This window comes from Psychrobacter sp. JCM 18903 (assembly GCF_000586475.1).
Taxonomy (GTDB): Bacteria; Pseudomonadota; Gammaproteobacteria; order Pseudomonadales; family Moraxellaceae; genus Psychrobacter.
Window position 1 is genome coordinate 198,878 of sequence record NZ_BAWJ01000003.1, and the last position, 13,255, is coordinate 212,132.

General features: G+C 44.2%; 9 protein-coding genes and 1 pseudogene. 5 read left to right on the forward strand and 5 right to left on the reverse strand.

Going from position 1 to position 13,255, the window contains the following annotated elements; all coding sequences use genetic code 11:
- Positions 1-116: 116 nt before the first annotated feature.
- Together TT12_RS03580 and TT12_RS03585 are read left to right on the forward strand one after the other, a co-directional pair.
- Complete coding sequence (locus TT12_RS03580; protein ID WP_045452247.1) at positions 117-1,718, forward strand: flavin monoamine oxidase family protein; 1,602 nt, start codon at positions 117-119, stop codon at positions 1,716-1,718.
- A gap of 59 nt (positions 1,719-1,777) precedes the next feature.
- Complete coding sequence (locus TT12_RS03585; RefSeq protein WP_045452303.1) at positions 1,778-2,440, forward strand: c-type cytochrome; 663 nt, start codon at positions 1,778-1,780, stop codon at positions 2,438-2,440.
- 155 nt (positions 2,441-2,595) lie between these two features.
- Here TT12_RS03585 and TT12_RS03590 read toward each other — a convergent pair whose 3' ends face one another.
- The 4 genes from TT12_RS03590 to tolQ all read right to left on the reverse strand — a co-directional run bounded on the left by TT12_RS03590 (position 2,596) and on the right by tolQ (position 6,222).
- Positions 2,596-3,897, reverse strand: a complete 1,302-nt coding sequence (locus tag TT12_RS03590) for a beta-propeller domain-containing protein (RefSeq protein WP_227678931.1) — start codon at positions 3,895-3,897, stop codon at positions 2,596-2,598.
- Between the two features lie 74 nt (positions 3,898-3,971).
- Entirely contained in the window at positions 3,972-4,958 is a 987-nt protein-coding gene (locus tag TT12_RS03595; protein ID WP_243443334.1) for a cell envelope integrity TolA family protein, read from the reverse strand.
- 60 nt (positions 4,959-5,018) lie between these two features.
- Positions 5,019-5,477, reverse strand: coding sequence for a protein TolR (tolR, locus tag TT12_RS03600; protein WP_045452251.1), 459 nt, complete (start codon positions 5,475-5,477; stop codon positions 5,019-5,021).
- A 4-nt stretch (positions 5,478-5,481) separates the two neighbouring features.
- Entirely contained in the window at positions 5,482-6,222 is a 741-nt protein-coding gene (gene tolQ, locus TT12_RS03605; protein WP_045452254.1) for a protein TolQ, read from the reverse strand.
- A 444-nt stretch (positions 6,223-6,666) separates the two neighbouring features.
- Between tolQ and TT12_RS03610 the strand changes: the two are divergent.
- The 3 genes and pseudogenes from TT12_RS03610 (at position 6,667) to TT12_RS03620 (ending at position 12,660) form a co-directional block, all read left to right on the forward strand.
- A pseudogene (locus tag TT12_RS03610) lies at positions 6,667-7,959 on the forward strand (NCS2 family permease).
- Positions 7,960-8,701: 742 nt separating this feature from the next.
- Positions 8,702-11,956 (forward strand): bifunctional proline dehydrogenase/L-glutamate gamma-semialdehyde dehydrogenase PutA, encoded by a 3,255-nt coding sequence (putA, locus tag TT12_RS03615; protein ID WP_045452257.1) that lies wholly within the window; start codon positions 8,702-8,704, stop codon positions 11,954-11,956.
- 11 nt (positions 11,957-11,967) lie between these two features.
- Positions 11,968-12,660, forward strand: a complete 693-nt coding sequence (locus TT12_RS03620) for a 1-pyrroline-5-carboxylate dehydrogenase (RefSeq protein ID WP_045452261.1) — start codon at positions 11,968-11,970, stop codon at positions 12,658-12,660.
- Positions 12,661-12,830: 170 nt separating this feature from the next.
- Here TT12_RS03620 and TT12_RS03625 read toward each other — a convergent pair.
- Positions 12,831-13,255 (reverse strand): IS5 family transposase (locus TT12_RS03625; protein WP_045452313.1); only part of this gene is annotated, 425 nt, incomplete at its 5' end.

Here is a 13,255-nt window from a genome sequence, read left to right on the forward strand (position 1 = left end):
TACAGGCAACATGGTAAGGCACAACAGCTCGAAAAACAGACGTAGAACTCAGCCGAGCTGATTAATAATATATATGCCTACCATCTTGCAGGAACGTCTACTTTAAGGACACTATTATGAAAGACATGCTTCAATCACCAACGCGGCGCCAACTGCTCTCGATGATTGGTAAAACAGCGGGCGCGACTGCGATGTATCAGGCGATGACGACATTAGGATTTGCGTCAGAGTCGAGTTTTAAAGAGACCATGGATCTTAAAGGTGCACCTCCGGGCGCTAGTATTGTCATTCTTGGTGCGGGGCTTGGCGGACTGACAGCGGCTTATGAGTTACGTAAAGCGGGCTACGATGTCAAAGTACTCGAATATCAAAATCGTGGCGGCGGTCGTAGCTGGACATTGAACAGCGGTGATAAATATACCGAGCTTGGCGGCGAAGAAGTCACCTGTGATTTTGAAGAGGGCAATTACTTTAATGGTGGACCGTGGCGTCTGCCAAGCCATCATTATGCCGTCTTCCATTATTGCAAACAGTTTGGCGTTGAAATGCAGCCCTTTATTCAAACCAATGATCGTGCTTATCTGCATCGAAGTACTCATTTCGACGGCGTGCCGCAGCGTTTGGGTGATGTGAAAAACGATATCCAAGGTCATGTCGCCGAGCTGCTATCGAAATCAGTTAACGTCGGTGGTCTTGATCGCTCAGTCAATACTGAGGACAAAGAAAAGCTATTAGAAGGTTTAAAAGGCTGGGGGGTGCTGGATAAAGATTATCGTTACCGCGCCAGTAATGAGACCAGTAAACATCGAGGCTTTAGTGTGTTTCCGGGTGGTGGCTTGATGCCTGATGCGACGCCATCAAAGCCTTTGCCGATTAGTGAGATACTAGATTCAGGTATGTGGGCAGATATTTATGGCAACCATATGACTTATGGTCATCAACCGACGATGTTTCAGCCAGTAGGTGGTATGGGGAAAATTGGTGATGCTTTCACCCGTGAATGCCGCGATATGATTGAGTTTAATGCAAAGGTCACTAAAATTCATCAAGATGACAGTGGCGTCACTGTCGATTATGTAGACAGCAACAGCCCAGATGGTGCTACCAAGACCATTCGTGCAGACTGGTGCGTGTGCAATATTCCATTAACTGTATTGACGCAGATGGATATCAATGTCTCAAAGCCAATGAAGCAGGCGATGGCCGCCGTGCCTTATGAAACCTCTTATAAAGTTGGTCTAGAGTTCAACCGCCGCTTTTGGGAAGAAGATGAATGGATATTTGGTGGTCTGACTTATACCGACATGCCCATTGCTCAGATTGCCTACCCGTCACAAAATATGTTTAAAGATGGTACGGGCGTGCTACTCGGTGCATATGGTTATGGTCCGACGTCTTATAAGTTTAATACCTTAACGCCGCAAGAACGTATTAATGTTGCGCTTGCTTATGGTAAATACATCCATCCTCAGTATCCAAAAGAATTCCGCGCAGGGACATCAGTTGTCTGGCACCGCATCCCATGGACGCTCGGCTGTTACGGTATTTGGAATGAGTCGACTCGTCGTCAGCATTACGATACCTTGTGCAGTATTGATAATCGTATTGTGCTGGCGGGCGAGCATTGTTCACATATTCCAGCATGGCAAGAAGGCGCTATTTTATCTGGTATGGATGCCGCAAAGCGCCTACATAAAAAAGCAAAAATGCTGGTTTAATAACGCTTGGGTTATATAAATAACTATAAGATTCAGAGGCTATCATGGACAATGCAATCATGAAGAAGGCAATCGTGAAGAAAAGAGTCATGAAAAACATGACACTCAAACTGCTGACGGTGATGCTGCTGAGTGGGATCAGCAGTGCAGCACTGTTGGGCTGTAGTCAACGGTCAGATGATGAAGTGACGGTTTCCAGTGTACAAGATCAGGATTCCTTAACAACCAATGACTATCAAGCAAGCCGAAATACGGGTGCGTGGGGCGGCGTTTATATGAGCCGTGAGGAGCTTACTGCACCTGCTATCAATATTGTCGACGACAGCTCATTGCCCAATATGGAAGACGACCCAAGTATTACTGAATGGGACGCAAAGTTTGAAGGCACAAATGGCTTTGTAACGACAGATGGCAAAAAGCTGTATCACGACTCTTGTGCGGCTTGTCACATGCACAAAGGCGAGGGTGCTTACGGTGCAGGCTATTATCCGCCACTGGCGAATAACAGTAAGATGCAATCAAAGTATTACATCATCGATATCTTGATTAATGGCTTTCGTGGCATGCCCTCATTCCATGGAATGATGAACGATGCGCAGATGGCGGCGGTTACTCAATATGTGGTCAGTGACCTAAATGGTTTTACCGATACCGTGACTGCTGACGATGTGGCAAAACTGCGGCATCCCAATCCATCAGCGGGTGATCCGAGTGATGATTAATCGTGTTTACTACTTTAGTCAATAATTGTCCAATACATGCTAGTGGCAAAATGATTTAACCGTGCTTCGCAATATAAAAAAGCGCCTAATTATTTATTAGGCGCTTTTTTATGAGCAAGACTTTATGAATTAAGAAAGATAATGATAAATATGGTTTATTTAGGGCTAGATGACCAAATTGGTGAGCGAGCAATGCCTTGTACAGGTATGTCAAACGATTGACCACTACTCAAAGATTTAATTGTTAATTTACCTTTGCCGCCTTGTTTTGAAGCATAAATTACATTTCTGCCACTGGGTGAAAAGCTTGGTGCTTCATCGATACCGGTATTGCCCAAGTTAGTAGTAACAGCGCCGCCGCTATTCATGATCGCCGCTGAGCGACCACTTAAAAAGGCAATTTGTGAGCCATCGTTACTAAATTGCGGGCTAGTGGCATAACCGCTACTTGATACCTTAGTCGTACGTCCTGAACCAAACTCATAACGATAAATCTGTGGTTTGTTAAATCCAGTTTTGTCTGATACAAAAACAAGGGATTTGCCATCAGGCGCATAACTTGGTTGCACTTCGCTGCTTGGCCAATTGATAAGCCTTCTAGGTTGACCACCACTGGCACTCATCTCATAAATATCTGCGCTACCTTCAAAGCTGCTAGAAAATAATATCTTACTGCCATCAGGAGAGAATGATGGACTGAGATTGCTGCCAGGGAAGGGCGTTAACGGGGTTGCACCGCCACCGCTCACACTTTGTACATAAATAACGGGATAAGATTTATCGCGTTGTACAGAATAAGCAATGCGATTGCCATCTGGCGACCATGTTGGTGAAAAGATAGAACCGGTTACTTCAGTAATGGTTTTGGCATTTTCGCCATCGGCATCCATCACTTTTAAACGTGAGACTTTTTCTTTACCAGCACCAGTCTCTTCAATATAAGCAATACGTCCTGAAAAGTCACCTGGCGTACCAGTAATCAATGCGTAGATTTTATTGGCAATGACGTGTCCAGCACGACGCATACTGTCAGGATCTTTATTTGTTGTCGAGGTTTGCTTACCCTCAAGAATTCGCCCCGATTTGACATCAATCACTTCATAATCTGTGATAATTTTACCTCGGTTGGTACGCGTGCTACCGATTACTAAGTACGGAATACCTAAATTTTGCCATACTGGCAAAGTACCCGCCAGCTCGCTACTACTGCGTGGCTGCTGCGGTAGGTTTTGGCTAGTAATTTTTAGACCTTCTTTGCTTAAGTCGTTGACGATAATCGGCGATAATACAGAATCACCAGCAAATGGCACAAAGGCGACTTGGTTTTGTTGAACGGGAATTTCGAAACTATCCTGTAGTACGACTATTTCTTTGGCAGACAAACTAGTAGAAGCAAGTAAACATGATGCGCTAATACACAGAGTTGTCAGCTTTTTTTTGTAAATATACTTGTACAATTTATTCTCCTAAAATCAATAAAGAATCTTGATACTTTTAAAATTTAAGAAATGAGATTTTTATATACTGAGTTTTATTTAGTTGTTCCAATATATTCTATGCTAAAAGTAGGGTATTTAGGATCGTCAGGACCAATGGGTAATTTTCTGGTAACCCTAGCTGCATCTTCTAGTGCTTTGTTATATTTTGGGTTACTTCCTGATGCATTGTAACCAGTTATAATACCACTGCTATCAACAGTAATAGTCAGAGTTGCTAGGACAGTTTGCCCCTTAGCTCCTTCTGGTGATATAAGATTCTTTTTGATTAGTGCTTTTATATCACTATCGCTAGCACCAGTAGAACGAGAGGTACTGCCACTACCACCATTAGATGTTGTTGAGTTGCCGTCTGCTTCTAGATCATATCTCTGACCTGCGCTACCAGAATCACCTGTATTAATCTTTAAATTTTTATCAGTCGCAGTCGGGCGTGGAATATGAGGCGGATTATTTTGTTTATTACGGAAATCGCCCAGCTGTTTTTGTTCTTCTATTAGCTGTTCTTTTTTGTTTTGCTCTACCTGACCATGCTCTTCTGTCACCGACTCATCTAATTGTGCTGCCCACTCTGCCATTCGACGTTCGTAGTCTTGGTTTTGCTCAAGTAAGCGTTGATGCTGCTCTTCACTCATCAGCATTGGTTGACTGGCAGAATCGTTAGAGCGCGTAAAGACAGGTACACGCTGCGAGTTTGGCTGACTGGCGCTATCGCTAAAACTTTCTGATGATGAGGTGCTCGATGCACTACTTGCATTAGTTTCAGCTTGCATCGCCCTAGCTGCCGTTGCACGATTGGCAAGGATTTGACCTTGCATCTCAGCCAATTGCTCGGGGGAGACCATTACCGTCTCAATACTTTCCACAGTGTCGGTTTTAGTATGTTGATAAGTATAAACGAGTATCCCAATCACGAGACCATGTGCCAGTACGCTAAGTAGCGTAGGCAACGTTAGCCCATTGCCTTCAGGTTGGGTCGGTACATAAACGACAGGAGCATTATGCATGGTAAAGATACTCAAGGACGAGGTTCATCAAATTATCTACTTTATTATAGCAAGCTGAGCGAGGAATAGGATTTATTACAATGATGGTGTGGGCAAGGGTGCGCCTGTTAATAATCCCACCTTTTGAATGCCTGCTTGTTGTAAGGTGGCCATGAGTGTCATGATAGCGCCATATTGATTGTTTTGATCGGCATTAATCATGACTTGTAAAGGCTGTGCCCCAGCATCGCTACTTTGATTTTGTAAGTTAGATAGAGTATCAATCAGCTCTGGTTCACTAATCGGCAGGTCGACATTGTCTTCATAACTGATAAAAATATCGCCACTATCGGTCAAGGACACAATGACGGGTAGTTGGCTTTGGCTCATGGTATTGGTTTGCTCTTTTGGCAAGTCAACATCGACGCCCGTAATCAGCATGGGTGCTGTGACCATAAATATGACGAGCAGCACCAACATCACATCGATATAAGGAACGACATTCATCTCCGCATTTAGCGCTTTTTTTTCACGGCGATAGGGACTCTGTTTCATGATTTCATAGTCCTTGTGCCTGATTGGCAGTAGATTGCGTTTCTCTCGTAGCGATATTGTCTCTACCAACAGTGCTTTCTGCACTGGTCTCGCGCTGGAGCATGCCTGTCATTTCATCGCAAAATAAAGCACGTGAATCGTACAAGCGACTAGATTTGGCGGTAAAGTGGTTATACGCCAGTACGGCAGGAATCGCTGCAAACAAGCCCATAGCGGTTGCGATTAGTGCTTCGGCAATACCAGGTGCGACAGAGGCTAGGGTCGCTTGCTCCGTTTGTGACAACCCTAAAAAGGCGTTCATGATGCCCCAAACCGTACCGAACAATCCAACATAAGGCGCGACTGAGCCAATGCTCGCTAGCGTGGTCAGTCCTGATTCTAATAGTTGCTGCTGACGCCCTAAACCGACTCGTAGCTTGCGCTCAACACCATCGATGATGTCATCTTTGGGTTGGCGCTTTTTATGCATTCTTAAGTATTCAGAAAATCCCACATAAAATATTTGCTCAAGTCCTTGGCGTTCAGGTGAGCCTTGTACGCCTTGGTAAAGCTTGGCTAAGTCTTCACCTGACCAAAACCAAGTTTCAAACTGTTGATCGAAATTTTTGGCCGTACCAAGCCGCGCGCTCATACGAAAGATAATTACCCAGCTGACTAAAGACGCCAATAACAATAATGCCATCACAATCTGCACCAAGAGACTGGCTTGGGTAATAAGGTCGATAATATTTAATGATTCAGGCATGTATGGGACTCATGGGTAATTAATAATAGCTGGTATGGCGCGACACGCAGACAGATAGGATCTTTAATAACTAAGATATGACAGTACAGTAATGTGGCATATTGCTATCAGCCGCCTAGTGTACTGTTAAATGTCAAAAAGGTCATTTGTTAAAATGTTAAATGCCAAATAATTAACAGCTGTTTGTACAATTCATAGTATAAGGTTAATTTATATGTGGATGTCTGAAATATTGTCTGGCTGTTATGTCTTAATTGACTGAAAAGGTGGGTTTGTACCCATAAGGCACTGGTAATGATTGAATTTGTACCGCAACTTCTCTAAAATGTTGCACCTTGTTACCGCTGTCTTTTGATAATGACGTCGCCATCCATTGGCTGACGTCATATTTATTTTAGGCATCAATAAATTTGTTCTTTCACTAGCAAGCTGGGCGCGACACTTATGAATGCAATTGAACGCTATTTTGGGATTAATGGTGAAAACACCACAGTCAAAACGGAAATCCTTGCCGGTATAACTACCTTTTTGACCATGGCTTATATCATCTTTGTCAACCCCAACGTATTGGCGGAAGCTGGTATGGATAAAGGGGCGGTATTTGTTGCCACCTGTTTAGCAGCGGCAATAGGCTGCTTTATTATGGGTATCTATGCCAGACTGCCGGTGGCACTCGCACCAGGTATGGGTTTGAACGCCTTTTTTACTTACGGCGTTGTATTGGGCATGGGCTACGCTTGGCAAACTGCGCTAGGTGCTGTTTTCTTATCGGGTTGCTTGTTTATTATTTTGAGTTTGTTTAAGATTCGCGAATGGGTTATCAATGCCATTCCAAACAGTCTTAAGCAAGGTATTGTGGCAGGTATTGGTGCTTTCTTAGCATTTATTGCACTACAGAGCTCAGGTATTATTGTCGGTCGTGATGCGACATTGGTAATGCTAGGTGACATGACCTCATTTGCACCTATGATGGCTGCTTTGGGTTTCTTTATTATTATTGGTTTGGTCTATAAAAAAGTCCCAGGTGCCGTGACGATTGGTATCTTGGTTATCACCGTGATTAGCTTGTTGACAGGCCATACACAGTTTGCTGGCATCATGTCTGCGCCGCCATCTATCACACCAACATTGATGGAGCTTGATATTGCCGGTGCGTTTGACGTTGGTATGATCAGCGTTATTTTTGCCTTCTTATTCGTCGATTTATTTGATACGACAGGTAGTTTGGTTGGTATTGCCAATAAAGCGGGTTTAATTGATAAAGACGGCAATATTCCTAATATGGACAAGGCGCTACTAGCGGATTCTACTGCTACGGTCGCTGGTGCAATGTTGGGTACGTCATCGACCACCAGTTATATTGAGAGTGCTTCTGGAGTAGCATCAGGTGGTCGTACAGGTCTGATGGCAGTGACGGTTGGCGTATTGTTTGTGCTGAGTATTTTCTTTGCACCATTGGCTGGTATGATTCCTGCTTACGCCACAGCTGGCGCGATTTTCTATGTGTCGGTACTGATGTTATTTACCCTAAAAGAAATCAACTGGGAAGATTTGACAGAAGCGGCTCCTGTGGCGGTTGTTCTGTTATTGACCCCGCTGACGTATTCTATCGCTGATGGTATTGCGCTTGGTTTTATCACCTTTACCGCGGTAAACTGATGACCGGTAAATTCTCTGAAATTACGATCAGTTTGGGTATTGACGGTTATTTTGCTGACCAAGTTGGTGGTTTTATAAGTTTTACTAGAATGCGCTGAGCGTTCGATACTACTTTACTGCTTTCGATATTACTTTACTGCTTTTAAGTTTTGTTACGTTAAATTCCTCTTTATTCGGAAACGATAAAGGGGTCTTTTTTGATTTAAAATGGCTCAAATTTCCCTAAATTTATTCAAGTGTTTGATTTAATAAAACAATTAATCGCCAATAGTAAATAGAAAAGTATAACCAGTGCGTCATAAGGGATAAAGTGCTGTTAACTGATTGTTTTTTAGAAATATATTAATTTGTGAAAATAAGCAATATCGTTAGTTTGAAAATTTTTTTCATGATATTATAGCCGAGTTAAGCGCATCACCTCAATCAACGCCGTAGAGGTTTTTCTTACAGTGAATTAGCAGCACCCCAGATGGCAGGTTTTTTTGCTAAAGCGATTTTTTCGTTTTAATAGCGATATCTGATCATCACACTCCTTTCACTACAAACAAGAAGAAGGCACTAATGCCGCTTAGCTGTTCGTTGTTGCCTTTGTATTGTTAACGTAGCCCGTTTAACAGTCGAACGACCTACTTAACCGCTTCCAGCCTACGCTGGATTTTCTCGTTTTGTGATGGCGCCGTTTGGACTTTTGATTATTGTTATAAGTATCTATCGATAGCCATCATCTAAATGAATGATGGTGATGGCTAGTTATACCAGACGATCAGACTTCCTAAAGCACTATTTATGATGGTTTTTAAACGATAGTTATGGAGTTGTTATGAACCCAGTAGACCAGTTTACCCCGCAAGAGCCGATTTTGTTTAATCCTGTCGATTTGCTATCGCCAGATTATATTGACCAGTCGGCAGAAACTCTGCACGCCCGTATTTCGCCGTTGTATAGCGTTGATGAAGAGCGTTGGTTGTCCAAATTATTGCCACTTGCTAAACCCAGCACAGAAGAACGTGACGCCGCTGCTGAGCAAACGCGCCAGCTGGTTGAACATGTACGTAATGATGGCAAAGCGGTCAAGATGGTCGACTCGTTACTGCTTGAGTATAGTCTTGATACCCAAGAAGGTATCTTGCTGATGAGCTTGGCAGAAGCCTTGATTCGAGTGCCAGACAATTATACTGCTGATGCCTTGATTCATGACAAAATGAGTGTGGCTGATTGGAAAAAGCACATCAAAAATGACAACGGTTTTATGGTCAATGCCTCAACATGGGGCATGATGATGACAGGCCGTGTCGTCAGTATCGATAGTAGCACTACAGCATCAGGCTTTTTGGATCGCATGACTAAAAAGATGGGCGAGCCTGTTATTCGTAGTGCCATGCAAAAAGCTATGCGTATCATGGGTCATCAGTTTGTATTGGGCGAGACCATCGAAGACGCCAATAAAAACAGCCAGCCTTATCGTAATAAAGGCTATACCTATTCGTTTGATATGCTCGGTGAAGCGGCTATTGCGCATAAAGACGCTGAAAAATACTTCAATGACTACCTGCATGCGATCAGAGCCACTGCCAGTATTAAAGTCAAAGAAGGCATGCCTAAGCCATCAGTATCTATCAAGCTGTCAGCATTGCACCCTCGCTATGAAGCCACGCAAGAAGCCCAAGTCATGGGTTTATTACGTCAACGCTGCTTGCTGCTCATCGAAGCGGCACGTGAAGTCAATGTGGATCTTAGTATCGATGCCGAAGAAGCCGACCGCCTTGAAATTTCTTTAAAACTGTTTGAGTCTTTGTACCGTGACAATTTGACGGCTGACTGGGATGGTCTTGGCTTGGTCGTGCAAGGTTACTCTAAGCGTGCCATCGCTATTTTGGTGTGGTTGGCACGGCTATCGACTGAGGTGGGAGATCGTATTCCAGTACGTCTGGTAAAGGGCGCCTATTGGGATACTGAGATCAAGCTTGCCCAGCAAAAAGGTCTGTCAGGCTATCCTGTCTGGACACGCAAAGAAGGCACGGATACTGCTTACCTTGCCTGTGCGCGTTTCTTGTTATCAGATCATCTGCGCGGCTTGATTTGGCCACAGTTTGCGACACACAATGCGCACACCCTAGCGTCAATTATGACCATGAGTAAGCATAGAGACTTTGAGTTTCAGCGTCTGCACGGCATGGGCGATGCGCTTTATGATCATATTTTACAAGCCTATCAAATTCCGGTACGTATCTATGCCCCAGTTGGCGCGCATAAAGATTTGCTGCCGTACTTGGTACGTCGCTTGCTCGAAAACGGTGCCAACAGCTCGTTTGTCCATCAGCTGCTAGACAAGTCTTATCCGATTGAGAAGCTGACAGTACATCCTTATGACAAGCTACTGGCCAATGCGACGTTGCACAATCCAGAGATTCCGTTGCCGTTAGAGATTTATGGTGCGCGCCGTGCCAGTTTTGGCCCTAATATATTCGTAGAATCACAATGGCTGCCCTTTAAATCTGCTATCGATAGCCATTTGCATAAAACTTGGTCAGCGACGTCCATCGTCAATGGCAAAGCAGTTGATGAATATGAAGTAGAGGGCGTAACGCATAAGCTTGCGGCTCAAACCGTACGTGCACCTTGGAACCACGAAGTAAGTGCTGGTGAAGTCACTTATGCCAATGCTGAAATAGCTGGTCAAGCGATCGATGCGGCAGTGGCAGGGCAAAGTGTCTGGCAAGCAGTATCAGCTGCTAAGCGTGCTGAAGTATTGCGTAAGATAGCGGATCTCTATGAAGAAAACTACGCTGAGCTAATGGCGCTATGCCAAATCGAAGCGGGAAAAACCCTTCAAGACGGTATTGATGAAATCAAAGAAGCGGTTGATTTCTGCCGTTTTTATGCCGATGAAGCAGAGCGTTTAGACGACGTCGTGCATGAATTTACTGATTTGGCTGGCAAGCAATCTCGTCAAGTTTATAAAGCACGTGGCACCTTTGTCTGTATTAGCCCATGGAACTTCCCATTGGCTATCTATACGGGTCAAATCGTAGCGGCACTAGCAGCAGGTAATACGGTGGTAGCGAAACCTGCCGAACAAACCAGCTTGATTGCCCATTTTGGTGCTCAGCTAATGTACCAAGCAGGCGTACCAACACAAGCCTTACAGTTAGTGATCGGTGCTGGCGATGTTGGTGGTGCATTGACAGCGGCTGACAATATAGCAGGTGTGATATTTACGGGTTCAACCCAAACGGCTCAACGTATTAACAAAAGCTTAAATGACCATGCACAAGCCAGTGGTGAGTTACCTGTTTTTATCGCCGAAACTGGTGGTCAGAATGCTATGATTGTCGATTCAACGGCATTGCCAGAACAAGTGGTTAGAGACGCTGTTTTATCTGCATTTGGTTCAGCAGGTCAGCGTTGCTCAGCTTGCCGTATATTGTGCGTGCAAGAAGAAATGGCTGATAATTTAATTGAGCTATTACAAGGTAATATGGCTGAGCTATCGGTCGGCAATCCTTTATATGCTGCTACAGATGTGGGTCCAGTGATTGATGCGGATGCCAAACGTAGTCTTGAAGCGCATATCGAGCGTATGGACGCTGAGCCAACGGCGACTATCTTGGCACGGACACCAATGAGCTCAAGCTCAGTTGTCAGTCAAGAACAGTCTACCTTTGTATTGCCAACAGCGATCGAAGTGAAAAGTATCGACGTGATCGGTGGCGAGCATTTTGGTCCAATTTTGCACGTACTGCGTTATCAAGCACGTGATCTGAATAAGTTGATTGATGCCATCAACGCGACAGGCTTTGGCTTGACCTTGGGTATTCATAGTCGTATCGAAAATACCGTTGAGCACATCGAGCGCCGTGCATTTGTAGGTAATACTTATATCAACCGCAACCAAATCGGTGCGGTCGTAAACGTACAACCATTCGGGGGTTGTGGTCTGTCTGGTACGGGTCCTAAAGCTGGTGGCCCGCATTATGTCGCACGTTTGATGCAGCTTAGCTCAGAGTCAAATAGCGGAAACCAGACAACTGCTAATACTACTACCCAAACCACCACTCAAACAGAACTCGCATAAGGAGTAGCAACATGGCGACTGAATTCAAAAAAAATCATGCCCAGGTTTGTGAATCTTGGCGATTACTTGGCGCAGTGAATCGCGCAACATATCTGCAAGCGGCTATTCCAAAGTTGGCATTGCTGACTGGTGATGCCAATAAAGCAAAGCGTTTGTTCAATCATCTATTGAGCGCCGCGCCTAGCTTGGATGAGGTGCATCGCATGACTGGTGCAACTGGTGAGTCCAACGATCTATATGTCACTGGTCGTGGTAAGACCATGGTTATTGGTGGTGAATCTGCTAGAGCCATGGCAGTATTAGGACAGCTGGTAGCCGCACTATTGACAGGTAATGAAGTCATCCTGCATTGCCCAAGCCAAGATGAGATGTGCAATGAAGCTGCCAAGATGCTATATGATACAGGTATCAGCGAAGATGTATTGAGTGTGGCGAATGACTCGCAAACCGTTACGCTTTTATATATCGATCGTCTGGCACAGGTTGCAGTCTCTGGTAATCGAAGCGAAGTGCAGGCTATCAGCCAAGAGCTTGCCAATACCGATGGTATCTTAACGCAAGTCATTAGTGTCACCGATATGGAAGGCTTGTCAGAGATGCTAACGCCTGATTATTTGCATCGTTTTGTCACTGAGCGCGTCAAAACAATCAATACCACAGCGATCGGTGGTAATGCTAGCTTGCTTGAACTTGGTACAGAATAACCGTATTAATTACAAACCCGCTTGGCTCTTATATCCGTTTTGATAAGTGCTAAGCAGTGATTGGTATAGCTATAAATACCAAATACGATTTATAAGAAAAAACCGCTATCTGAATAATTGTCAGATAGCGGTTTTTTATTTGCGTTCTTTGATTAGGGCGTGTTGAACATTCATAATTTCAGCCAGATATAGGCACAAGCGAGAGCCACTGTGTTCTCATAACTTTGTTTGAGCTTATCAAATCTAGTTGCAACCGCCCTGTAGTTTTTTAACTTAGCAAAAGCATTTTCTACTAAGTGTCGAGCCTTGTACAAGTGCCAGTCCATATGGTTATTGGTGGACTTAGCATTCTGTTTTCGAGGAATATTATTAAAGCAACCTGCTTGTTCAATATGGTCTCGCAGCGGATCAGAATCATAGCCCTTATCGGCACATAGCATGTCTGTACCACTTAAATTAATCTTATCAACTAAGTCTGGAGCCACCTTTACATCGTGAGTCGTACCATCTGATAAGATAAAAGTAATAGGGTTACCGTGAGCATCAACCGCTAAATGAATCTTGGTGGCGCGTCCTGCCACACTTTTACTAATGG